The organism is Desulfosporosinus acididurans, from assembly GCF_001029285.1.
In the GTDB taxonomy this organism is placed as follows: domain Bacteria; phylum Bacillota; class Desulfitobacteriia; order Desulfitobacteriales; family Desulfitobacteriaceae; genus Desulfosporosinus; species Desulfosporosinus acididurans.
The window spans coordinates 182,150-206,483 of the sequence record NZ_LDZY01000003.1; the positions used below are offsets into that span (position 1 = coordinate 182,150).

A 24,334-nucleotide genomic window follows, 5' to 3' on the forward strand; every position below is an offset into this window, starting at 1 on the left:
AGCCCTCGGGTCAGGCGGCTTCACCCACACCGTTCACTCAGCATTCCAAGGCTCGCCCACTCGCTTGCGCGGGAGCTTCACCAAACCTCCGGGCAGTACCTGATGTGAACCATGGCTCCGCTCTCCTACGCAATCTTCGTGGACTTTGCCGCCTCTCCATGCAATGAGTTCACTTTTGTGGGCGAATCCACCTTTCTCTGAGGTCAAAAGCCTTTTAGAACAGCCTTCCGGGCGGATAGATCCAGTGAACTCGTCTGCTAAAACTGAACATCGAGGCTTCGGTGACGTAAGTGTCCTGTGGACACTTTCGCCGAAAGCGCCTAGCCCATAACAAATTCTATCGCGCTGAAGGATGGACTCTACTCTCAGCGAAGCAAGGTATGGAAAACACCCCACTTTTAGAGAGGCCACTGAAAAAGTCCTTATAGTAAAAAGGTATAACACCTCATAATATAGAGGAAGTTATACCTTTTTTGTTTTATAATTATAGTATCAATTTCATGTAGGTGAGTTCTATGATTCAAAAACAACAATCAATGATCCTCAGTCCATTTATGGATATATATAATATAGTCGTACCAAAGGATAATCTATTGAGAAAAATGAACGAACTGGTTGACTTCTCTTTTTTGTATGACGAACTTAAAGATAAATATTGTCTTGATAACGGTCGAAATGCCATCGACCCTATTCGGATGTTCAAATATTTATTGTTGAAGACTATCTATGACTTGTCGGATGTTGATGTAGTTGAGCGTTCAAAATATGACATGTCTTTTAAGTATTTTCTTCATATGGCACCAGAAGAGGCAGTTATTGAGCCGAGTTCATTGACCAAATTTCGCAAACTGCGTTTGAAAGATCTCAACCTTTTGGATATGTTGATCAATAAAACCGTAAAAATTGCGATCGAAAAGGAAATCATCAAAAGCAAAGCTATTATCGTTGATGCCACTCATACGAAATCTCGCTATAATCAGAAGACCCCCAAGGAAATCTTGATGGATCGGTCCAAAAAGCTAAGAAAAGCCGTTTACAAAATAGATGAATCAATGAAGGACAAGTTCCCCGCCAAAAACACAACTGATGTATTGGAAGATGAACTATCCTACTGCCAAAAGCTTATTGAAGTGATCGAAAAAGAAGAAAGTATTTCCCAGTATCCAATAGTAAAAGAACAGCTAAACCTATTAAACGAAATCATCGCTGAAGATATCGAACACCTCTGGATCTCGGGCGATCAAGATGCGAGAGTTGGACACAAAAGTGCAGACTCCTCATTTTTTGGGTATAAAACCCATCTCGCAATGAGTGAAGAACGAATCATCACTGCAGCGACGGTCACAACAGGCGAAAAAAGTGACGGGAAAGAATTAGTTACACTGATTGAAAAAAGTGTGGCTGCTGGCATGGAAATTGAGACAGTCATTGGAGATGCAGCCTATTCAGAAAAGGAAAATATTAAATATAGTAAGACCAACAACATCAAATTAGTTGCTAAATTAAATCCTTCGATTACTCAAGGGAATCGGAAAAAGGAAGATGAATTCAATTTTAATAAAGATGCCGGAATGTATGTGTGTAAAGCAGGTCATATGGCAATTCGGAAGGCCCGACAAGGTAAAAAAGGTCAAGGCAGAAATCAAACAGATACATATCACTTTGACATCGAAAAGTGCAAGAGATGTTTATTTAAAGATGGTTGTTATAAGGAAGGGGCTAAAAATAAAACTTATTCTGTATCTATTAAATCAAATGAACATACAGAACAAGCAAATTTTCAAGAAAGCGATTATTTTAAAGGAAAATCTAAAGAACGATATAAAATTGAAGCTAAAAATAGTGAGCTAAAGCACAGGCACGGGTATGATGTTGCATCATCCTCGGGTCTAATTGGCATGGAATTACAAGGGGCGATGGCCATATTCAGCGTAAATTTGAAAAGGATATTAAAACTAATGGAATAAAAAAACTACATACCCGCATACAAAGGTTAGAAAAAGACGATCTTCATTCGAATAAAGAATGAGGACCGTCTCTTTTATTTGATTACTTAACTACCAGGAAGAAAAACGTAAGTTTTTCAGTGGCCTCCTTTTAGAAGTGGGAGCCTTACGATTGGATAACAACGCTATACTACTAAGATAAGCTATTAAAAAATATCCCGTGGGGAACAAAACTTAGAGTTTTGTTCCCCACGGGATTATTTACAGTCAGATAGATTTAAGTTTATTTTTTCGCCAGCGCTTCGCGAACGGCTTTCACGAGATCTTCTTTCCCTAAGCCAAATTTCTCAAGAAGTTCGTAAGGACGTCCGGACTCTCCAAAGGTATCTTTGAGACCGACCCGTACCATAGGTGTCGGCAGTTTTTCTCCCAAAACCTCGGCAATGGCACTGCCCAGACCGCCGATAATGTTGTGCTCTTCTGCAGTTACTACAGCTCTTGTCTCTTTAGCCACACGCAGAATTGTCTCTTCGTCAAGAGGTTTTACTGAAGAGACATTAACAACACTGACGCTGATTCCTTCACCTGCTAATAGTTCAGCAGCTTCCAGGGCGACAGCTACCATCAGGCCGTTGGCCATAATAGCAACATCGGTTCCTTCTTTGAGAACCTTTGCCTTCCCGATTTCAAAATGATAGTCCTCATCAAAGAGCACAGGCACTTCTAAGCGTCCCATGCGAATGTAAACGGGGCCTTGGTGCTCGGCAGCCGCTAAAACCATCTGGCGAGTTTCCTCCCCGTCTGCGGGAACTAGGACTACCATATTCGGGAGAGCACGCATAATAGCGACATCTTCGATGGCTTGATGAGAACCGCCGTCTTCCCCGACAGAGATCCCTGCATGAGTTGCCGCAATCTTTACATTCAGTTTCGGATAGGCAATGGAATTACGAATCTGCTCAAATGCCCGGCCGGTGGCAAAAATGGCAAAACTACTGGCAAAAGGAATCTTCCCGGCGGCAGCTAACCCCGCTGCCGTTCCCAACAAATTCCCTTCAGCGATGCCCATATTAAAGAAACGTTCGGGATAGTTCTTGCCAAATTCCGCAGTCTTCGTCGACTTCGATAAATCGGCATCTAAAACAACGACATTAGGATTTTCCTTCCCTAAGATAAGAAGAGCTTTGCCGTATGCGTCTCGTGTTGCTGCTTTATTAGCCAAGGGATAGTCCCTCCTCTCGTAATTCTTTGAGGGCCTGTTCAGCTTGTTCGGCATTCGGTGCACTGCCGTGCCAACCCACTTGGTTTTCCATAAAGGAAACCCCCTTGCCCTTTACTGTTTTAGCGATGAGAATTGTTGGCTTTCCTTTAACCTGTTTTGCTTCAGCAAAGGCCTTTTCTAAAGCCTCAATATCGTGCCCATCAACTTCAATCACATTCCAGCAAAATGCACGCCATTTATCCGCCAAAGGCGCTGACGACATAACACTGTCTGTTGGTCCGTCAATTTGCAAGCCGTTATAATCTAAGATGGCTGTAAGATTATCCAGTTTATAATGGGCTGCAGCCATCGCCGCTTCCCAAACCTGTCCTTCAGCAACTTCTCCGTCACCAAGCAATACGTAAACACGATAGTCTTTCTTATCAAGCTTCCCGGCCAGAGCCATACCATTGGCTACTGAAAGGCCTTGTCCTAAAGAGCCTGAAGACATATCGACACCAGGCGTCCTTTTCATATCGGGATGCCCTTGAAGCATTCGGCCCGTTTGCCGCAGGCCCAAAAGTTCATCCTTGGGGAAATAGCCCTTTTCAGCAAGAGCAGCATAGAGAACTGGGGCAGCATGTCCTTTAGAAAGAACAAAACGATCTCGATCTGCCCAATTAGGTTCTTGTGGATTTATTCTCATTTCCTTAAAGTACAAAGTCGCCACAATATCGGCAGCTGATAGGCTTCCCCCGGGATGTCCTGCCTTTGCGGGCACCAGCATGGTAATAATGTCTTGGCGAATAAGATTCGCTTTGCGTTTTAAATCAACAATGCTCAAGAGATTCCCTCCTTTAGATCCCTTTTCCGAGTGAGGTTTTTCTTCAATACTCACAACAAGATTATTTTATCGCTAAAATTAACGGACTGTTTTTGTTTTTTGCAGGTACGCTGCAATAAAAGAATCAAGTTCACCGTCCATCACGGCAGACACATTTCCTGTTTCAACATTCGTTCGATGGTCCTTCACCATACTGTAGGGATGGAAGACGTAGGAACGAATTTGGCTGCCCCAAGCAATCTCTTGTTGTTCACCTCGTAGTTCCGAGATCTCATTTTCTTGTTCTTTACGTTTTAATTCCAGCAGCTTAGCCTGCAAAACCCTCATGGCAGCAGCTCGATTTTGAATCTGAGAACGTTCACTTTGGCATTGAACAACAACTCCGGTAGGCAAGTGAGTAATCCGAATGGCCGAATCAGTCTTGTTGACGTGCTGACCGCCCGCTCCGCCTGAGCGGTAAGTGTCTACCCTCAAATCCTCCGGATCAATTGTAATTTCGCTGTCGTCGGCAACTTCCGGAATAACATCAACGGAAGCAAAGGAAGTATGACGACGACCAGAAGCATCAAAGGGGGAGATTCGTACCAGTCGATGGACTCCCTTTTCCGACTTAGCGTATCCATAAGCATTTTCACCGTTAAAAGACAGCGTGGCACTTTTTATACCCGCTTCCTCACCGGGTAAGAAATCCAAAGTTTCGACTTTAAATCCGTGTTGTTCGCCCCATCTGGTATACATCCGACAGAGCATTTGTACCCAGTCCTGGGCCTCGGTGCCCCCTGCACCGGCATGGAGCGTGACAATGGCATTATTCCTGTCATAGGGACCTGATAAAAGAAGTTCCAGTTCCAAGGCTTCAAATTTGGTTAACAGTGCTTTAACTCCTTGCTCGACGTCCGGCTCAAGAGTTAGATCATCTTCCTCCATCGCTAACTGCCAAAGAGTTTCCGTTTCTTCCAGATCCTTTTTTAACTCCTCATAGAGTTTTACCTTTCCCTGGTGAAACGCTAAGTCTTGCATAATCTTTTGAGCAAGAACAGGATCATCCCATAAATCAGGGCGATGAAATTCAGTCTCCAGAGCACTTATCTTTTCTATTCTCTGGGCGACGTCAAAGGGAAACCCTCAAATCTGCCAAGCGTGCATTTAAAGTTTCCAGATCCTTTTTCCAATCAGAAAGCACTGTCAATTCACCCTTCCAAACCTAATTTTTAATAGTGTAACCTTTTCGTTTATCCAATCGTAAGACTCCCACTTCTATAAGTGGGAGTGGGTCCCCCGTACTCTTCTCGTTGTTCAGCTTTAGCTGTACGAGTTCACTTTGAGTTCACTTTGAGTTCACTTTGATTTCGCTTTGTCTTCTGCACCGCAGCATTTCTTATACTTTTTTCCGCTGCCACAAGGACAGAGATCATTCCGACCAATCTGATCCCCCGTATGCACAGGGGCGCTGGGTTCTTCCTCATAGCGGTTCTCAGTAATGTTTCGAGGCTGCTCTGAAGTTTCTTCCCGAACCTGAGGAGTCACTCGGAGAACATAACGAATAATATCATCTTGAATAGAATCGATCATAGCCTGAAACATTTCAAATCCTTCACGACGATATTCAACCAAAGGATCTTTTTGTCCGTAAGCTCGCAGCCCAATTCCTTCCCGCAGCATGTCCATAGCGTCAAGATGATCCATCCATTTGCTGTCCACCACTTGCAGCATAACCGCACGTTCAATTTCCCGCATTAGTTCTGAGCCAAATTCTTCTTCTCGTTTTTGATACAGTTCTTTTGCTTTTTCCAATAAGAATTCTTCGACCTCTTCACTGGAAAGATCGCCTAACTGCTCAGGATCCAAATGGGTCCCCGGCAAATAGAAGTTTTCTACATAACCAGCCAAGCCTTCCATATCCCATTCTTCAGGGAAAGGACTTTCTCCGCTAAACATAGCAATGCTGTCTTTAACGGTTTTTTCAAGCATCTCGAGAATATTATCTTTGAGATTTTCGCCCATTAATACAGCACGACGCTGAGCATAAATGACCTCACGTTGTTGATTCATGACATCATCATAATCAAGAACGTGTTTCCGAATATCAAAGTTGCGATTCTCAACGCGGCGCTGAGCAGACTCTATGGAGCGGGAAATCATACGAGAAGCAATCGGCACGGAATCGTCCATTCCCAATTTATCCATAATCCCCATAATATTTTCCGCACCAAACATCCGCATTAAATCGTCTTCCAGAGAAATAAAAAACTGTGTTGAACCCGGGTCTCCCTGACGTCCTGCCCGGCCTCGCAATTGATTATCAATCCGGCGGGATTCATGGCGTTCCGTACCAATAATGTGCAGACCTCCAAGTTCATCGACACCCTCGCCAAGGATAATATCGGTTCCACGGCCAGCCATATTCGTCGCGATGGTAACCATGCCGAGCTGCCCTGCTTGGGCAACAATCTCAGCCTCTTTTTCGTGATACTTGGCGTTGAGGACTTGATGGGGGATTCCCCGCCGCTCTAACATAGCACTAAGATGTTCGGATTTTTCTACAGAAACAGTTCCGACAAGAACGGGCTGCCCTTTAGCATTTCGTTCAATTATGCTTTCCACAACCGCTAAGAATTTGCCTTTTTCCGTGCGATAAATGACATCAGACTCATCTTTCCTGATCGCAGGCTTATTGGTAGGAATCTCCACAACATCAAGTTTGTAAATTTTTCGAAACTCCGGTTCCTCGGTCATAGCTGTTCCCGTCATGCCGGAAAGTTTCTTATACATCCTAAAGTAATTCTGAAAGGTAATTGTCGCTAAGGTTTGTGACTCTTTTTCGACTTTCACGCCTTCTTTGGCCTCAATAGCTTGGTGTAACCCTTCGCTGTAACGACGGCCAAACATTAACCGCCCGGTAAATTCATCGACTATGATAACTTCACCGTCTTTTACTACGTAATCGCGATCACGTTTAAAAAGAGTATAAGCTTTTAAGGCCTGATTCACGTGATGGGCTAACTCTGTATGGATATCTTCATAGAGATTTTCCACGCCCAACATGCTCTCTACACGGCTTACCCCTTGCTCTGTCAAGGTGACGACACGCTCTTTTTCAACGACCTTGTAATCCTCTTCCGGCTTTAACCGGGGAATAACCATAGCAACCCTAAAATATAGTTCTGTTGGCTTGTCCGCTTCGCCGGAAATAATTAAAGGGGTCCTGGCTTCATCAATGAGAATTGAGTCCACCTCGTCAACGATGGCATAATTAAGATCCCGTTGAACAAGGCTATCCGGACGTGTAACCATATTATCCCGCAAATAGTCAAACCCGAACTCATTGTTCGTCCCATAGGTTATATCTGCAGCATAGCCGCTGCGACGCTCCTCGTAACTTAAGCCATGAACAATGAGACCCACAGTCAGGCCCAGAAAACGGTGGATTTGGCCCATCCATTCGCTATCGCGGCGAGCTAAGTAATCATTAACTGTTACTATATGGACACCTTGCCCGGTCAATGCATTCAAATAAGAGGGGAGCGTCGCTACAAGAGTTTTCCCTTCTCCAGTACGCATCTCAGCAATTCGGCCATCATGTAAAACCATTCCTCCGATCAGCTGGACGTCATAGTGTCGTTGTCCAATAACCCTGCGACTGGCTTCACGAACAACGGCAAAAGCTTCCGGCAGTAAACTATCCAAACTTTCCCCTTGATCTAAGCGTTCTTTGAACTCATTAGTCTTTCCTTTCAGTTCTTCATCACTCAGGGCTTGGATCTTCGGTTCAAGGCTGTTAATCACATCAACACGTTTTTGATATTTCCTGATTTCCCGGGCATTATCATCAAACAAATTTAAAAGCCCCATTATATCCACCCTTCTTCAATCTTGTGTCTTCATAATTTTAACATTCCAGACAGCCCTCTGCAACTGAAGCAGGCGATTTGTCAATGGGATAATTTTCCTTCACATTAAAAAGGCCCGCGAAAGCGGGCCTGCGCTTGAAGTATAATTATTTTGACACTTTAAAATTGGGGCTGAAGCAAACCATAGTCTCCATTATTACGCAGATATACCACATTCATTTCTTGCGTTTCGGAATTTGTGAATACAAAGAAGGTATGTCCAATGAGGTTCATTTGCATAATAGCCTCCTCGACGGACATGGGTTTCACTGGGAATTTCTTATGCCGCACAACTTCCTCACGCGGTTCTTCGACGGTTGAAGCCGGTTGAATATCATGATCTTTCATAACTTTAGAACGCATGCGCTTATTAATTCGTGTCCGGTATTTATCAATTTGACGTTCCAGCTTTTCTACAACCATATCGATTGAAGAATACATATCTTCAGTTTCTTCTTCACCGCGTAGAATCATTCCATGAATCGGTGCAGTTACCTCAACACGATGGCGATCTCTCTCAACAAGTAATGTTACTTGGACATCCATAAACTCATCCGAAAATTTTTCAAGTTTTCCTACCCGTTTTGTAACATATTCTTTCAATGCGTCTGTTAGTTCAATATGTTTACCACGAATAATGATATTCATATTTCAACCCCCTTTATAGCTGGTATATGTAACATTCCCGATTTCTCGAAAAAATCCTGCTGATTTTAAACTTTCTCCAAGATATTTTTGTTTAAACCTAAAGAGAGAATCGTTTTAAAAAAACGATTCTTTCCCTGGCAGTCTAAACCCTTCTCAGCGAACCATTACATTAGAAGCCTGTTCCCCTCTCGGGCCTTGAACAATATCAAACTCAACATTTTGGCCTTCCTCGAGAGTACGAAAGCCTTCTCCGACAACCGATTGAAAATGGACAAAGATATCCTGGCCATTTTCCTGCTCGATGAAGCCATAGCCTTTCTGTTTGTTAAACCATTTGACTTTACCTACCACAAAAAATACACCTTCCTTGATTATTATAGCTCAAAGGATAAATCCTTGAACTAATACTTACCTTTAGGAGGATAACCAAGTTTGGGGAAGTCTAAACGTCAGCGTGTCGGGGGCGCGTGTCAGGGGGACGGTCCTGGTGACACGCGGAGGTTGCGTGTCGCCAGGACCGTCCCCCTGACACGCCCTGACACGCCCTGACACGCTGCACAGAAAAGCGCGCCTTTAGCTTGTAGCCTCGGCGCGCTTAAAAAGGTTCTTTATAATATCTTACTCAAAAATGCCTGTGTTCTGGAATTCTTGGGATTTGAGAACACCTCATCAGGTTCTCCTTCTTCCATGATAATTCCTTCATCCATGAAAATCACTCGGTCCCCGACTTCACGAGCAAAACCCATCTCATGGGTTACTGCTACCATAGTCATACCTTCTCGAGCCAGGTCTTTCATAACTGCGAGAACTTCTCCAACCATTTCCGGATCTAAGGCTGATGTTGTCTCGTCAAAGAGCATGACTTTTGGTTTCATGGCCAGTGCCCGGGCTATGGCTATCCGTTGTTGTTGTCCGCCTGAGAGGTGATCCGGATATTCATGGGCTTTGTCGGAAAGTCCAACTTTGGCCAGAAGCTCCATGGCTATTTTTTCAGCTTCCGCTTTATTCATATTTCTTACGATTACCGGAGCCAAGGTTATATTCTGAATAGCCGTCATATGGGGAAACAAATTAAAGCGTTGAAAAACCATTCCAACCTCGCGGCGAATGGCATTAACATTTACCTCAGAATTAAGGGGGATGCCGTCAATAATTATTTCACCTTTGGTTGGCTCTTCCAACTTATTGAGGCAGCGCAGGAAAGTGCTTTTCCCAGAGCCGCTGGGTCCGATTACCACGACGACCTCTTTTTCACGAATATGGCAGTCAATCCCTTTAAGCACTTCCAGCTTCCCATAGGATTTATGCAAATTCTTAACGTAAATCATTTTTGCCCAGCCTCCTCTCCATATACGCAACCCACTGAGAAATTAATTGAGTCATTACTAAATAGTACAATGCGGCTGCAATATACATGGGTATCGGTTGGAAGGTTCGCCCGGCAATAATTTTGGAACTGTAAAAAAGCTCCTCAATAGCAATAATCGACAATAAGGAGGAATCTTTCAGTAAAGCAATGAACTCATTTCCTAACGGCGGGATAACACGCTTGAAGGCTTGTGGAAGAATAACATGACGCATGGCCTGTGAATGCGTCATACCTAAGGAACGAGCAGCCTCAGTTTGTCCCCTGTCAATTGATTGAATCCCTGCTCTAAAAATCTCGGCTATATATGCTCCCGAATTAAGCCCCATCGCAGCAATACCCGCAATATATTGATAGTTGTCAGGAAGCTCCTGCCAATGGAGAAGTTTAGGTATTAAAAAATATACCAAAAAGATTTGGACTAATAAAGGGGTCCCTCGAAAAAAATCAATATAGGTAATAGCAGCTCCGCGCAAAATTGTTATTTTCGACAACCGTCCTAAGGCCATAATAAGTCCAATCACAACCCCGATGGCCACTGCACCGGCTGTTAATTCCAGTGTAAGTAGAGCCGCACGATTTAATACAGGGATGCTTTCAATGGCTGCATTCCAGTTCAATCCCACGAAAAATCCTCCTCATTTTCATTTTGTCAGAACAATCCAATAACAGGTAACAGAAATTTATGATTTCCGTGATCGCTGTCTAAAATTATACCTATTAGCTTAAATTTATACAAGCTAAAATACCCACATAAACCATGAATACAATTTTATACCACTAAAAATTAATTTTGGATAATTCCTTTAGATGCAAAAGAGAAGGCATAGCAGTTACCTTCTCTTTTACTAATTATTTATTTTTCAAACATGTCTTTCCCGGCATAATCTTTTCCGGAATTTTATAGTTTAGGGGCATCTTTTTTGAACCATTTTTTGTAAATTTCGCCGTATGTTCCATTATCGATCAGCTTTTTCAAGGAAGCATTAACCTTGCTGGCTAATTCTTTATCTCCTTGCTTCATAGCAATTCCATAATACTCAGGATCAACATTTGCTGGAACCGATTCTATTTGAGCCGTTGGATTTTGGGCTTGGAACCACAGAACAACCGGTGAATCTGCAACAACAGCATCTACCCCGCCATTAAGCAAGTCGTTTAAAGCGTCTGGAGTGGTATCATATTTTTTGGGGGTAATTCCTTTAGCCTCACAATCAAATTGGCCAGTAGTATTAAGTTGAACCCCGACTCTTTTCCCTTTTAGATCTTCAAGCGTTTTGAAGTTGGAACCTTTTTTCATGGCAATATACTGCATAGATTTAAAATACTTGTCGCTGAAGGTTACGCTCTTTTCACGCGCGGGGGTAATTGTCATTGCAGAAATAACAGCATTGTACTTGCCCGCTTGCAGAGCAGTGATCAAACCATCAAAGGAACACGTTTCAATACTCACTTTGTATCCAATATCTTTTCCGATAGCTTGAATAAGTTCCATGTCGAATCCCGTTGGTTGTTGTTTATCATCCATAAATTCAAAGGGCGCATAGGTGATATCGGAACCGACTTTTAGAACCTTCTCGCTGGACGACGATGCTGAAGTTGACGTTGATGAAGAGGCACTTGTGCTTCCGCATCCTGCGAGAGCAAACAAACTGAGACTAAGTAATCCAGCCAAAATCACACGAAACTTTGGTTTGAACATTTAAATTTTCCTCCCTTTTTACGCACTGTCCTTGAATAAATCCTAAAATAAGGTATACATTCAGGCAGCTTATCCTTGTGGTTACAATTATACATATAGATGCATAAATATTCAATACCTATTTTTTTCCTTCTTTAATTTCCTTTGTTCAAATTATTTAACGCTAATACTATTCAATGCAGTTTTAACTCTATTCTTGTGACTGATGAAGTTTTCTTATAAAAAAATATCTACATACCTTCGTAGACATTAAAAGAATGGCTCTTATTAAGTTATCCCTCGAAAGTTACACACAACCAATTGTGGATAATGTGGATAAGTGTCAAAAATGCGCTTTTTCTCCCAGAAAAGTTGTGGGTAACTTTGTCGATGAATATTTCCAGGCAGACAAGAAGAAAAGCATTGGCCGACATAGTCAACCAATGCTTGTTAAATCGTAATTAATCAATCTAAATGCATCAAATTAATATTGTTCACGAGCAGGACGATGATGTTGATAGCACTCGCGGCAATATACCGGGCGATCGGATGTCGGTTGGAAAGGAACTTGAGTTTCCACTCCGCAATCCGCACAAACTACAGTAAACATTTCACGTGATCTGCCCTCTTGTGCATTACGGCTGGCTTTACGTGCGTTACGGCACTCGCGGCAACGTTGTGGTTCATTTTCGAACCCTTTTTCAGCGTAGAATTCTTGTTCTCCGGCGGTAAAAATGAATGTTGCTCCGCAGTCCTTACATACTAGTTCTTTGTCTTCAAAGGCCATGAAAGATATTCCCCTTACGTAAAAAAATGTAACAGGCTCTGCCCATCCACTTGTTATTATAACTCTAATCAAACTCAGGCACAAGTACTTTTTCAAAGCCGGCAGCCAAACATAAACCATAAACCTCTTTGGCGCCGCCTTCATACAGGACTTCTGCCACCGCATCTAAGGTTGATCCTGTGGTTGTGACGTCATCGATAACCCATACACTTCGTCCCTTAAAAGGCTCTTTGCCCTGCAAGGCAAAAGCGTCTTTTAAATTCAGCAGCCGTTCTTGACGGGAGAGGGAAACTTGAGGCGGAGTTGCTTTAACCCGTTTGACTCCTTGAAGAATCGGCAGCCCCAGCTCCCAGTGTATTCGTGATGCTATAACCTCAGCCTGGTTGAATCCCCGCTCCGCCAAGCGTGCTGAATGCATTGGCACTGCCAAAATACCATCAACTAGTGGCAGCTCTTTAATCGCCCAATCAGCTAACGGCCGACTGATCTGCATCATGCGCATGGGATTCGCTCCAAACTTCACGTCTTGGATAAATTCCTTTAGGCAGCCAGTATAATGCCCCCAGGCAATTACCTTTTTTAAATGCTTGGGGCCTCTTCCCTCTGAGCAATCCGTACAAATAACCCTTTCTTGAGCAATTAATTTCCCACATCTCAGGCAGCGGCTTAATTCCGGATGAAGGAGCTCTTCACTGCAGTTTGGGCAAATTGGGCCAGGATATCCTCCACAGAGAGCGCATCCATATTTTTCCGAATACCATAAGGCACGAATTATTTTAAATCCTTCTTTAACAAGCTCATTCATTTGAAATCCCCTTTAAGGCCTTAGTCAATAAGACCCTTCTTAAGCGCCAAGCGGTTTTGATCTTCAATCCACCGGATTGCTTTTTTCATAGCCGTTGTCTCCAAATGAGCCATAAATAAAATGTTACCCCCAGGATTTTTCCGGGTCCTCCCAACTCTGCCTGCCATTTGGACCAGCGCTCGTTCATCAAATACTGGATGATCTGCTCCTAAAACAACAACCTGTATCCCTTCTAAGGTTATTCCCCGTTCTAAAATTGTCGTACTTAAAAACAGATCAAATTTGCCTTGGCGTAAATTTTCGAGTTTTACTGACCGCTCCCTATCTGAGCTATAGCTCCCGTCAATCTCCCACTCAGGAAAGCCTTGGCGAAATCGATTGATCCATGGCTGAAGCCAAGATATTTTCGGGACAAAAACCAGAATTTGTCCTTCATGACGTAATGATTCAAAACGGCCCCTTTTCAGAGACGGCGGATTCCGTTCGGGATCAAACTCCTGAGAAGATCTCTCGATAATCGGAACCGGCAACGGAAAGCGGTGATGTCGTGCCGGAAGACGAATCAGACGCATCTTCCTGAGGTAAACTTCTTTTAAACCATCAGGCGAAGGCGTGGCCGTTAAATAAAGCAGCTTGCCATTTGAGCGTAAGGCGTGTTTCAGGCCCCACTCCAAAGCCCCGTTTCCCCGATACGGAAATGCATCCATCTCGTCAAGAACTATTAAGTCAAAAGCCTGCCAAAATCTAAGGACTTGATGGGTTGTTGCCAAGACCATCCTTCCCTTTTGAAATTTAATAGGTCCACTACCTGTCAGAACTTGGATGTCGACTCCAGGAAAGTCGCGTTTCAGTCTTGGGGCTACATCATTAATAACATCTTGGCGGGGGGCTGCGAATAGAACTGACTTTCCTTGTTCGAGAGCCCAAGCTGCAGAAGGAAAACACACTTCTGTTTTCCCGCTGCCACATGCGGCCCATAAAAGAGCTTTTGGCTCGGAAGAATCCTTTAAGAAATCCAATATTTCCTCACCGGCAAGGCGCTGAGCCTCTGTTAATTTCCAATGCGGACGGAAATCAACCTTTTCCGAGTTCCCAAGCAAGGAACGATAGTCACGGTAAATTGCCTTCAGTGAAGTGCTTGATCCCAAGGACTTACAGCTCAGACAGGTCCCTGCTCTGCCGTAAAAACTAGGCCACTCATTGATATTTTTCTCGCCGCATCGCTGACATTGCCAGTCCTCTCCTTGGCGCAACACGGCAGGGATCCACTCTGCCTTCTTCTCTGCAACATTTATCTGGGCAAACTGTAAAATAGTCTCCTCATGACACTTTAACTCATGAGCTAAGATTTTTAAGTCTTCCCAAGAAAGTTGTCTTCCCCGAACAAGCCGATCAAAAGATTGAAAAACAGGCCCTTTCTCATCTCCTTTGCCAGCTGTTGAAGCTGACATTTCGCTCGTTAAACTTACAAAGTCCTTTTCCCATGAAACGTTCGGCACGTCCCAGTCACGGCTATTTAATACCCGGCATAGCTCAGATTTTATCCTTTCATGACGGTTTCTTCTCAATCCAAAACACCTTTGGTTTTTAAATTTTGTCATTTGAATTTGTACAGACTGAATGACCCCCAAAGGCAGTGGTATCTTAAGACAGCCGGCCTTGGAAGATAACCTGTCCATTTCTTTATTAAAAGTATAACCGACGTCACCGTCTTCATTTAACGTCAGATAAAAGTACATAATAATCCTCATATTTCTATCTATGTTAGAGTCATTACCCTAACTCCCCACACTCTTGTTGACCCTCTGAAATTTCTATATCTGGGAATCTGCGCTGAAGACATGCTAAGTATTTATTTCTTGCTTCTATGGACATTGTTTGGTCCAATAGAACCTCAATCCAAACAGGACAATGATGGATATTATGCAGACGAGGAAATTCTTTATGAAGATCTCTTATACTCTTCTCTAGTTCATCTTCCCTTAATTTCTTCCAATCATAGACTATTCGTTTCGTCTTACGTTCTAACGTTTCCTTTCCAGCATAAATAAACATCTGCAATTTCAGGGGAACTCTCCATTCCCAATGGAGATTCGTATTCCACAGTAAAATAATCAGTGTTATCATAAGCGACCACAATAACATTCTTTTCACCTCCTGCTTACAACTTATGTTCTAATCAGAAGGTGAGTGAATTCTCTTGCAGCCTCCGGCAAAAAAAGAAGGTTAGCTAATAGTACAAAAAGCCAGGAGGCGTACGAAGCTGCTCCTGGCTTTGCTGACTTATAGTATAGTTACTGCAGTGGACTCGTTCAGCTGAAGGATGGACTCTCCCCTCAGCGAAACAGGATGTTGGAACCACTCCCACTTGTAGAAGCGGGAGTCTTACGTTTGAGTCAAGTGTCTTGTCGTTTCTCTAAGAAAAATTTAAGAACACCTTCAACGGCAAGTTCATTTCCCACATAGGCCTTGCCTTTGGCAACTCCGAAGGTCTTCCTAAGTTTTAATAGCTCGATTTCCAAACGCAATTGGTCTCCGGGGGTAACTTGTCTTCGAATTTTCACCTCATCCAAACCGGCAAATAACCCTAAGAATCCGGCATATTCAGGCATTTTCAGAATGACTACTGCCCCAACTTGAGCCAAAGCCTCAAGAATTAAAACCCCAGGCATAATAGGATGGCCCGGAAAATGCCCTTGGAAAAAAGGTTCGTTTATCGATACATTTTTAATTCCTACACCCCGTTTTCCTTCCTCCAATTCAATAATACGATCCACCAATAAGAAAGGATAGCGGTGAGGAATAATCTCCTGAATCTCTTGACTAGTTAGCACGAAAACTCCTCCTTGAATCTTGCCAAAGCAAATACTTGCAGACATGTACACCTTTATCTTATGATGAGAATCAGATACTCTTCATAACGTTGACATCCATATCTTATTTCATGATAATTCTTATACCTAGTATACCTAAGTTTCAAGTTGAAGGGAAGATGACAAGCCTTATGAAAACCTTCAAAATTTTACATATTATAGGAGGGGGAGAAATTGGAGGAGCTGAACAGCATGTTCTTACCCTGCTTCAAAATCTGGATCAATCACATTTTCTTCCCTCGTTAGTCTGTTTGACCCAGGGGCCTTTTGCTGCACTTGCAGAACCCGTTGTGCCTACTCAAACCTTCTCTATGCGCCACCCCCTGGATCTTTCCCTCCTTCCCAGCCTTATGCGCTGGATCCGTCAACAAAACATTGACCTTGTCCATACCCATGGTTCACGGGCCAATCTTCTTGGCCGACTTGGCGCAGGTCTGCTTAAGCTCCCTAATGTAACAACTGTCCACAGTTCACTTGCTCATGATTATTTGTCTCCTTGGTCGGCACGTCTGGCAATTGGCCTCGATCGGCTTACCCTCCCGTTGACCTCATCTATAATTACGGTCTCCCGCTACCTCGCGAACGAAGTCTCTTCCCGAGGAGGTAAACACCTTACAACGATTTATAACGGGCAGGCTCCTGTTCCCCTTATCGATGCATCGATACTACGTGATCGATTTCGAAAGCAATGGGGGATTCCCAATGATGCTCTTGTGCTAGGAACTATCGGCCGTTTGCATCCTACCAAAGGTCATGTTTATTTATGCCGTGCTGCCAGCGAACTAAGTCGCCGCTTCCCAAGACTTCATCTTTTGATCATTGGTGAGGGACCCCTGCATGCAAGTCTAGAATCAGAGCTGCAAAAAACTTCGTTGTCTTATACTTTAGCCGGATATCTTCCACAAGCTTATAGGGCTCTCCCAGCCATGGATATTTTTGTGCTGCCTTCCGTCAGTGAAGGTATGGGCTTAGTTCTTCTCGAAGCCATGCAAATAGGAATACCCATTGTGGCTAGTGACGTTGGCGGAATTCCTGAGATTGTTCGCCCTGAGAAAGAGGCTTTATTAGTACCTCCCGAAAATGTTCCGGAACTTATCAAAGCCTGTACTCTGCTTCTTGAAAATCCTGAGCTGGCTCATTCCCTTGTTTCTTCAGGGCAAAGACGCTGGTCTTTATTTTCCATCGAAGAGATGGTTCGAGCGACCGAGGAGCTATATAGGATGCTGCTTGCATAATATCGTAACCAAGACTCTGCCTCAAAGGCTCTTCAGTTTAAAACGCTGCCACAATACTTTGAAAAGGAATCGGGGCAAAACGCTTTGACGCTTCCACCGCCAAGGTTCTTTCAGCAAACGATAGAGCCACTCAACATGAAGGTCCTGAATTTTTTTAGGTGCACGCTGGACTGTCCCGGCAAGCGCATCAAAACTGCCCCCAACACCAATACCCACATATGCTAAACCCGGATGCTCCTCCAGCCAAAATTCCTGCCGCGGGGCCCCTAAACCAACCAGCAAAACATCTGGTTTGAAATCAGTAATTTTTTTTATAATGTCGGCCTCTTCTTGTAAGCTAAAATAACCATGATTGAAACAAAACGTTATTGCGGGATAGTCAGAAGAAACTTCTTCCACTGCCCGCTCTGCAACTCCCGGTCTTCCACCTAAAAAATATATCCGCCATTTCTCAGCATTAGCAATTGGGAAAAGCGATTGTACTAAGTCAATCCCTGTCACTCGCTCCTTAATTTGAGCTCCTAATTGACGCACTGCCCAGACGACTCCAATTCCATCTGCGGTGATTATGTCGGCCGAATTTAATACGTTCTTCAAATCAGAATTATACTGAGAAGCATAAATCATTTCAGGGTTTGCCGTTACAATTCGAATCGCTGTCTGACCTCGAACCGCTAGTTTGATTTTCTCCACGGTTTCAGCCATGGTATATGTATCTACAGTAACCCCCAAGACAGTTACTCTCACAACAATCTTTCCTTTCGCTTAGGGTATCACGTAAAAAATCCAAGGGAAGGCCTAAAATCGAACGGAAGGCTCCATCCGCTAGGACACTCACCTTGGATAATATCGTGGGGGATAAAGAGTTATGATCTGAAGTCCTAAAACCCATTGAGTACTTTGCCCGTGCCTAAGGCTACACAGGAAATGGGATCTTCTGCCAAACTTACCGGCAATCCTGTTTCGCGGGAAATACGCGTATCAAATCCATAGATCAAAGAGCCTCCGCCAGTCATTATTATTCCTTTATCAAGAATATCCGAAGAAAGCTCTGGCGGAGTTCTCTCTAAGACTTCCTTGACACCTGCGACGATGGCTTCAACGGATTCCTCTAAGGCGACGTAACACTCTTGTGAATTGACTTTTACTGTCTTGGGCAACCCCGTGATAAGATCCCGTCCGCGTACATCAATATCTGCAGATGGTCTGCCTTCGGGTATTGCAGCTCCCACGGCAATTTTAATTTCCTCAGCGGTTCTCTCACCAATCATTAAATTATGTTCTCTTCGAATATATCGACTTATGGCTTCATCAAATTTATCGCCGCCAACTCGAAGACTGCGTTTTGCTACAATACCATTGAGAGAAAGAACGGCGATATCTGTTGTTCCTCCGCCAATATCAACAACCATGCTGCCAGTAGGTCCGGAAATGTCCAGGCCTGCACCTAAGGCTGCTGCGTAGGGTTCTTCAACGACTTTGACGTCTTTAGCACCAGCCTGATAGGCTGCTTGTTTCACCGCCCTCTGCTCTACTTCAGTTACCCCAGAGGGAATGCAGACAACCACACGAGTCCTAAAAAAGGGCAAGCGTTTTGCTCCCGCCTTTTCCAAAAAATATTTCAACATTAATTCAGTTGTCTGATAATCTGCAATTACGCCATCACGCATAGGCCGCACGGCAACAATATTTCCCGGCGTCCGTCCTATCATTAAGCGCGCTTCTTCTCCTACTGCTATGCGTTTGCTGGAATTACGGTCAATAGCAATTACTGAAGGTTCGTGTAAGACGATCCCTTTCCCTTTGGCATAAACTAAAACGCTTGCCGTACCTAAATCTATCCCTAAGTCTATTCCAAACATTCCCGGAAATACCCCTTTCGTTATCAATAGCTTGTCCAAATTCAATTCCAAATATAGCATCAAATAGCACAATCTCCCTTACGGGAGATTTGCTTACTTCTAAGGTATCAATTCGTGATATAATTTCTAAATCCTTTATGATTCTTAACTTTTTTACACATTCTCTTTATTTTCTAGTCCATGATTTTAGCTAATTTTCTTGATATTTCTTTCTTGTAGCTTCTCCTCCCCGAATATGACGCTCTGCCTTATTAGTTTCTAGGATGTGCTTGACTTCCATAGAGAGTTTTTCATTAACCAAAGGCAGCCTTTCTGTCACATCTTTATGTACAGTACTCTTTGATACACCAAAAACATCTGCTGTTTGCCTAACTGTTGCACTCGATTCCAAAATATACGTCCCTATATCGAGTACCCGTTTACGAATATACTCTTGCACGCAGAGTCCTCCTTTCGTCCACATGTGTAGTACATTTATATGCATTCTCATTGAAAAAAGACATCCATAAATGGATGTCCTCACATGGTAAATACTGTGTTCTCATTAAACATATTCCTCTAAATCTTTAACCGTTATAAATTTGACCCACCCGTTTCAATGTTTTGGATTGTATTGCCGTGCCGAACCTCATAATGCAGCTGGGGCTGATCATTAATTCCTTCTGCACCCGGGTTAAATCCAACTTGGCCAAGCATCTCTTGTTTCTCTACATTCTCTCCGGTCTTGACCCAGATATTTTCCAAGCAGCCATAGGTTACTATCCAGCCTTGACTGCAATCTAAGACTACTTTCTCTCCTAGAAGCGGGTCATGACCAGCAAAAATGACCTTTCCTCGATGAGTTGCTCGAATAACAGTCCCTTCAGGTTCCAAAAAATCTTCGCCCGGATGGAACATGTAACTTTCTATGGCCGCAAGATAGCAGTTTCCAATCCCACGGAGAATTTTTCCTTGAACAGGGCTTGGAAAATCCTTGTATGTTAATGTTGCCTTATTCGGTACCTTTTCTTTCTGAGCCTGGGACTCTAAGGCTAATCCTGTTTTCGAACTATGCAGTCTTGGTAACGTCTCTTGTTTTGCTGCTGCTTGTGTCACGTGTTCTATTTTTGATGGCTCAAGTTGCTGGAAATGGCTTAACATATTATCAAAATAGCCAAAGCATAGAATAGCAATCCCTACTAAGAGTGAACAACTCCAAACTAAAATCCAACTCAAGGATACTCTCCAGTGAATCATCGCTCTCACCTCAAGTAGTATCGTTGCCGATTCTTCTTTTCTTTAGTCCTCCATCAGACAACAGGATCTAAGAGTTTTGGGGCAGGATATTATCACAAGCTCTCTCTAGTTAATTGTTATCTGCATAATTTTAGCACCCGGATAAAAATGAGTTAATATTTCCTGGGCTTTGATATTGCGGAGAGCCATATCATTAGCTCCCCACTGCGACATACCAACTGCATGTCCTTTGCCATAGGCCGTAATCACTAGATGGTCTCCCTGAACAACCCCTTCTATATCCGTAGAAGGCAATCCAAGTAATACTCTAAGCTGAGTGGCTTCAAATACTTTACCCAAAATCTTTACCGTCTTCGCCCTTCCTGCAGTTGTCTTACTTAAGATTTGAAAATTAAATTGCTGCGGAACAAAGGAAATTCCCAGTTTCTTCGCTAAATCCCCTCGGCTGAAACTGATACTCTTAACATACCGTTCAGGGTTTGTCTCTTCAGAACTAACATTTTGCAAATATGAACGAGAAGAAGTCCAGACATCCTCTGACCGTTCTGTTGGCTTTCTTCCACTGCTGCTATGGTAAAAGGCATCAATATAATCTCCATTGGCAACCAGTACCATTCCTTGCGTCTCTTTAACAGCCTTTTCTAATTTTCCTCGATACCGCCAATAATTTATGAGGCCCCATTTATTTCTGATTTGAGCATTTGTAAGCCATGCCTGTGTCTTAACGGTTGTGTCGACATCATAACCTTTATCAGTTAATTTTCTCGCACTGTACTGTTTAACAGCATAGGTTCTAGCTGCTATTGTCTGCGCCTTTAGCGCTTCGAGTTGAAAGTCTGCCGGCATTTCCGCCGCCACAACACCTATAAGATAATCCTCAAGTGGCATTGACGAGACCTTCCCATTGGTCATAAGTACCCTAATAAATATGTCATTGGCAGCAACTTTCTCCCTTTGCCAGCGCAGCACACTCCAAGGAATTAACAATCCTATACATATCGAGATGACAATAAGCCACATCCACTCTTTCTTCATTGTATCCCCCCAAAGTCCAAGCCTTCTCTTCAATCTATGCAGACTGACTTTCGAATATGGCAAGAGCTATAAAAGAACTCAAAAACAAATGGGGTGATAACAAACAGCAAGTTTGTTATCACCCCATCTTTGTTTTTACAACCCAGCTCTGGATTACTCCGAACGAATAATATTGCCCCCAATACGAGAAAGTTTTTCTTCTACCTTCTCATACCCTCGATCTATATGCTGAATTCCTCGTATTTCAGACGTTCCTTCAGCCGTTAAAGCAGCTAGTATTAGAGCAGCGCCAGCTCTTAAATCCGTCGCTGTCACAGGCGCTCCATTCAGACGTTGAATCCCCTGGACAACGGCACTTCGTCCTTCGATCTTAATTTCTGCTCTCATGCGTTTAAGTTCATCGACATGCATAAAACGATTTTCAAAGACAGTTTCTGTTATTAACCCCGTACCTTTAGCTCGAGTCAGAAAAGCCATAAAAGGCGCCTGTAAATCCGTCGGGAATCCGGGGTGCACTTGAGTTTTGATATCAACGGCAGTATAGTTGCCGTCGCCAATGACCCGAATTCCATCACCTTCTTCGCTGATATCAATCCCTGACTCTTCCATTTTCGCAATTAAGGGTTTAAGATGATCCGCGATGACATTTTGTACTAAAACATTTCCGCCTGTCGCAGCAGCCATCAACATATAGCTTCCTGCTTCTATACGGTCAGGTATCACCGTATGCGTAGTACCATGTAGTTCCTGTACACCTTCAATATGAATTATACTCGTTCCGGCACCTCGAACTTTTCCACCCATTTCATTAATAAATGTTGCTAAATCGACAATTTCCGGTTCTTGTGCTGCATTTTCAATCAGCGTTGTTCCCTGAGCCAACACCGCCGCCATCATAATATTTTCTGTTGCGCCAACACTGGGATAATCCAAATAAATCCTGGCGCCTTTTAGCTCTTTCGCTGTAACATCCAGAAACCCGTGATCCATCCTAACATCTGCGCCTAAGGCTTCCAAGCCTTTGAGATGCCAGTTTATGGGACGGGAACCTATGGCGCAGCCTCCAGGATGAGAAATTCGCACATGTCCTTGACGAGCTAAAACTGGGCCCATGGTGACGATCGACGCTCTCATCTGAGAAACGAGTTCATATGGGGCCTCAATGCAATCTATCGAACTTGCTTGTATTTCCAGTGTTGAACCCTTCCGGACAACCTTTGCGCCTAAAGCAGAAATCACCTGATTCATGATATTTACATCGAGTAAATCCGGAGCATCCTCGAGTCGTATAGGTTCAGCACAAAGCAAACTTGCAGCTATGATAGGCAGTACAGCATTTTTTGCTCCGCTTACAGTAATTGTCCCTTCAAGCTGTTTACCGCCGGTAATTATAAGCTTACTCAAATTATGAAGACACCCCCTATTCTAGGTTAATGATTAGCACAGCTAACTATTATTCTCTCTACCTAGTATTTTCTCCTGCTTGATTTCGACGAATTTCCTCTTTAATTGTTCTAAAATTCCTCTAATAATACAGGAATAGCTAAAACGGTTTCACCTTTCCTTGCTGTTCCCCGGCTAAGCACTTGTAGGTTTAGGGAGTCTTTGCCAACCTTCACGCTCGGGTTAAGGTGCTGTTCATAAGCTGCAATGGATATTAAATTATTTGATAGGGTCCACTGAACCGGCTGAGCCTGTATGTAGTTTAAATAGGCTGATATATCAAGGCCTTCCGGAATACGCTCATCGAAGTATATCCTTCCGCCTTCTTTAGCGATTTGCGGCACCATTATAGTATACCACGTATACACTTGAAGTTCTTGTATTTTATTTACGATTCCTTCCCCTGAAATTGTCAACGCACGACTACCATTTCCTGCTTGAGAGTATTTCGAAGACCATGTCCAATTCTTCAAAGGAGGCTTTGATAAGTGATCAATTCGAAGGTTAGAATTATCAAACCAAATGATCACTTTAATCGTCGCGAGAGTACTATCCGCCAATTTTGAATTTAATAGTAACGGTACAGTCTTATTAGGACTATATTTCGTAGTTCTTTGACTATTTGCCATTAAAGTGTTTGCTTCCATGGTGATAAGCAAAAGACAAATCATTATTATGCCGATGAATCGGCTCTGATTTTCAAATTGATTTAGGACTTTATCTTTCAAAACTCAAACCTCGCTCACGTTCGACTTATATTTAGTTTTACCAAATCGAACAAAAGCTAACGATATTATCTACACTCTTTAAAATTATTTTTTAAATTTTTATTTAGCTAGACATTAAAATTGACCCGTTCAAATTTGCCTTAATTATCAGTCTCTTTCGCATTGCAAATTCTGATCCCAAAGTATATGCCTCGCTGACAACACAAATATTTTGCGGCAATTAATTGACCAGCTGGATATTCCAAGCAAAAGAAAAAGGACCCCAAAGGGTCCCTTTTAATTTAAAACCATATATTCTTCCAGAGGAATCGTGAAATCCGTGAAAAGAAATCACTTCATGATTTTACTTTTTGTTCTCTGATGCGCTAATACGAGCCAAAGCTTTACGCAGAGCGTACTCTGCCCGTTTCACATCTATTTCACTGGTTTGTGATGACAAACGCTTGGTTGCTCGTTCTTTCGCAGCGATGGCACGCTGAAGATCTATAGTTTCGCTTAGCTCTGCCGTATCTGCTAAAATAGTCGCAGAATTGTCAGCAACTTCTACAAAACCTCCTGCTACTGCTACACGTTTAACTGTGCCATTGCTTGTAATACGAGCGACACCGACATCAAGTCCTGCAATCAGCGGCGCATGGTTAGGCAAAATACCGAGTTCACCGGCTCCACCGGGCAGAACAATGAACTCAACGTCTTCCTTCAGAACATTCCCTTCAGGAGAGACAACGTTTAGAGTGAATGTACTTGCCATGGC

At 43.2% G+C, this 24,334-nt stretch carries 25 protein-coding genes; 2 read left to right on the top strand and 23 right to left on the bottom strand.

Annotated features, from left to right (window positions below; genetic code table 11):
• Positions 1–33: 33 nt before the first annotated feature.
• Positions 34–411: a hypothetical protein gene (locus DEAC_RS04670; protein WP_047808879.1), complete on the bottom strand. Its 378-nt coding sequence runs from the start codon at positions 409–411 to the stop codon at positions 34–36.
• Between the two features lie 104 nt (positions 412–515).
• On the opposite strand from DEAC_RS04670, the gene DEAC_RS04675 reads away from it, so the two are divergent.
• On the top strand, positions 516–1,967 hold the full coding sequence (locus DEAC_RS04675; protein ID WP_047808880.1) for an IS1182 family transposase: 1,452 nt from the start codon (positions 516–518) through the stop codon (positions 1,965–1,967).
• A 262-nt stretch (positions 1,968–2,229) separates the two neighbouring features.
• On the opposite strand, the gene DEAC_RS04680 is transcribed toward DEAC_RS04675, so the two are convergent.
• The 14 genes from DEAC_RS04680 to fabZ form a co-directional block, all read right to left on the bottom strand.
• Entirely contained in the window at positions 2,230–3,168 is a 939-nt protein-coding gene (locus DEAC_RS04680; protein ID WP_047808881.1) for a transketolase family protein, read from the bottom strand.
• Complete coding sequence (locus DEAC_RS04685; RefSeq protein ID WP_047808882.1) at positions 3,161–3,991, bottom strand: transketolase; 831 nt, start codon at positions 3,989–3,991, stop codon at positions 3,161–3,163. The genes DEAC_RS04680 and DEAC_RS04685 overlap by 8 nt, the downstream gene beginning before the upstream one ends.
• A 78-nt stretch (positions 3,992–4,069) precedes the next feature.
• Positions 4,070–5,174, bottom strand: a protein-coding gene (prfB, locus tag DEAC_RS04690; protein WP_152671351.1) for a peptide chain release factor 2 whose coding sequence is annotated in 2 segments (ribosomal slippage) — positions 4,070–5,104 and positions 5,106–5,174 — 1,104 coding nt in all. Because the reading frame shifts where the segments join, the coding sequence is not laid out codon by codon here.
• A gap of 155 nt (positions 5,175–5,329) precedes the next feature.
• Positions 5,330–7,843 (bottom strand): preprotein translocase subunit SecA, encoded by a 2,514-nt coding sequence (gene secA, locus DEAC_RS04695; RefSeq protein WP_047808884.1) that lies wholly within the window; start codon positions 7,841–7,843, stop codon positions 5,330–5,332.
• Between the two features lie 158 nt (positions 7,844–8,001).
• Positions 8,002–8,529, bottom strand: coding sequence for a ribosome hibernation-promoting factor, HPF/YfiA family (gene hpf / locus DEAC_RS04700; RefSeq protein WP_047808885.1), 528 nt, complete (start codon positions 8,527–8,529; stop codon positions 8,002–8,004).
• Positions 8,530–8,682: 153 nt separating this feature from the next.
• Entirely contained in the window at positions 8,683–8,880 is a 198-nt protein-coding gene (locus DEAC_RS04705) for a cold-shock protein (protein WP_047808886.1), read from the bottom strand.
• A 257-nt stretch (positions 8,881–9,137) separates the two neighbouring features.
• Positions 9,138–9,857 (bottom strand): amino acid ABC transporter ATP-binding protein, encoded by a 720-nt coding sequence (locus DEAC_RS04710; protein WP_047808887.1) that lies wholly within the window; start codon positions 9,855–9,857, stop codon positions 9,138–9,140.
• Complete coding sequence (locus tag DEAC_RS04715) at positions 9,844–10,521, bottom strand: amino acid ABC transporter permease (RefSeq protein WP_047808888.1); 678 nt, start codon at positions 10,519–10,521, stop codon at positions 9,844–9,846. The genes DEAC_RS04710 and DEAC_RS04715 overlap by 14 nt, the downstream gene beginning before the upstream one ends.
• Positions 10,522–10,796: 275 nt before the next feature.
• Positions 10,797–11,597: a basic amino acid ABC transporter substrate-binding protein gene (locus DEAC_RS04720; protein WP_047808889.1), complete on the bottom strand. Its 801-nt coding sequence runs from the start codon at positions 11,595–11,597 to the stop codon at positions 10,797–10,799.
• Between the two features lie 463 nt (positions 11,598–12,060).
• Positions 12,061–12,363 carry a zinc-ribbon domain containing protein gene (locus tag DEAC_RS04725; protein ID WP_014829426.1) on the bottom strand — a complete coding sequence of 101 codons (303 nt, stop codon included), beginning with the start codon at positions 12,361–12,363 and terminating at the stop codon, positions 12,061–12,063.
• 64 nt (positions 12,364–12,427) lie between these two features.
• A complete protein-coding gene (locus DEAC_RS04730) occupies positions 12,428–13,168 on the bottom strand; it encodes a ComF family protein (RefSeq protein WP_047808890.1) in 741 nt (246 codons plus the stop codon).
• 20 nt (positions 13,169–13,188) lie between these two features.
• A complete protein-coding gene (locus tag DEAC_RS04735) occupies positions 13,189–14,907 on the bottom strand; it encodes a helicase-related protein (protein WP_053006282.1) in 1,719 nt (572 codons plus the stop codon).
• A 34-nt stretch (positions 14,908–14,941) separates the two neighbouring features.
• Positions 14,942–15,313: a hypothetical protein gene (locus DEAC_RS04740; RefSeq protein WP_047808891.1), complete on the bottom strand. Its 372-nt coding sequence runs from the start codon at positions 15,311–15,313 to the stop codon at positions 14,942–14,944.
• A gap of 251 nt (positions 15,314–15,564) precedes the next feature.
• On the bottom strand, positions 15,565–16,002 hold the full coding sequence (fabZ, locus tag DEAC_RS04745) for a 3-hydroxyacyl-ACP dehydratase FabZ (protein WP_047808892.1): 438 nt from the start codon (positions 16,000–16,002) through the stop codon (positions 15,565–15,567).
• Between the two features lie 170 nt (positions 16,003–16,172).
• Between fabZ and DEAC_RS04750 the strand changes: the two genes are divergently transcribed.
• On the top strand, positions 16,173–17,276 hold the full coding sequence (locus DEAC_RS04750; RefSeq protein ID WP_047808893.1) for a glycosyltransferase family 4 protein: 1,104 nt from the start codon (positions 16,173–16,175) through the stop codon (positions 17,274–17,276).
• Positions 17,277–17,297: 21 nt separating this feature from the next.
• Here DEAC_RS04750 and DEAC_RS04755 read toward each other — a convergent pair whose 3' ends face one another.
• From DEAC_RS04755 to DEAC_RS04790, 8 genes are all read right to left on the bottom strand, one after another.
• Positions 17,298–18,023, bottom strand: a complete 726-nt coding sequence (locus DEAC_RS04755) for a WecB/TagA/CpsF family glycosyltransferase (protein ID WP_047808894.1) — start codon at positions 18,021–18,023, stop codon at positions 17,298–17,300.
• A 134-nt stretch (positions 18,024–18,157) separates the two neighbouring features.
• On the bottom strand, positions 18,158–19,138 hold the full coding sequence (gene mreB, locus DEAC_RS04760; RefSeq protein WP_047809059.1) for a rod shape-determining protein MreB: 981 nt from the start codon (positions 19,136–19,138) through the stop codon (positions 18,158–18,160).
• 190 nt (positions 19,139–19,328) lie between these two features.
• Entirely contained in the window at positions 19,329–19,577 is a 249-nt protein-coding gene (gene spoIIID, locus DEAC_RS04765; protein ID WP_009619498.1) for a sporulation transcriptional regulator SpoIIID, read from the bottom strand.
• Positions 19,578–19,711: 134 nt separating this feature from the next.
• Positions 19,712–20,353 (bottom strand): murein hydrolase activator EnvC family protein, encoded by a 642-nt coding sequence (locus DEAC_RS04770; RefSeq protein WP_242847073.1) that lies wholly within the window; start codon positions 20,351–20,353, stop codon positions 19,712–19,714.
• A gap of 126 nt (positions 20,354–20,479) precedes the next feature.
• Positions 20,480–21,409 carry a stage II sporulation protein D gene (gene spoIID / locus DEAC_RS04775; RefSeq protein ID WP_047808895.1) on the bottom strand — a complete coding sequence of 310 codons (930 nt, stop codon included), beginning with the start codon at positions 21,407–21,409 and terminating at the stop codon, positions 20,480–20,482.
• Positions 21,410–21,562: 153 nt separating this feature from the next.
• Positions 21,563–22,813 carry a UDP-N-acetylglucosamine 1-carboxyvinyltransferase gene (murA, locus tag DEAC_RS04780; protein WP_047808896.1) on the bottom strand — a complete coding sequence of 417 codons (1,251 nt, stop codon included), beginning with the start codon at positions 22,811–22,813 and terminating at the stop codon, positions 21,563–21,565.
• A 110-nt stretch (positions 22,814–22,923) separates the two neighbouring features.
• Positions 22,924–23,580 (bottom strand): YwmB family TATA-box binding protein, encoded by a 657-nt coding sequence (locus tag DEAC_RS04785; protein ID WP_047808897.1) that lies wholly within the window; start codon positions 23,578–23,580, stop codon positions 22,924–22,926.
• A 343-nt stretch (positions 23,581–23,923) separates the two neighbouring features.
• Positions 23,924–24,331, bottom strand: a complete 408-nt coding sequence (locus DEAC_RS04790) for a F0F1 ATP synthase subunit epsilon (RefSeq protein ID WP_047808898.1) — start codon at positions 24,329–24,331, stop codon at positions 23,924–23,926.
• Between the last annotated feature and the right edge of the window lie 3 nt (positions 24,332–24,334).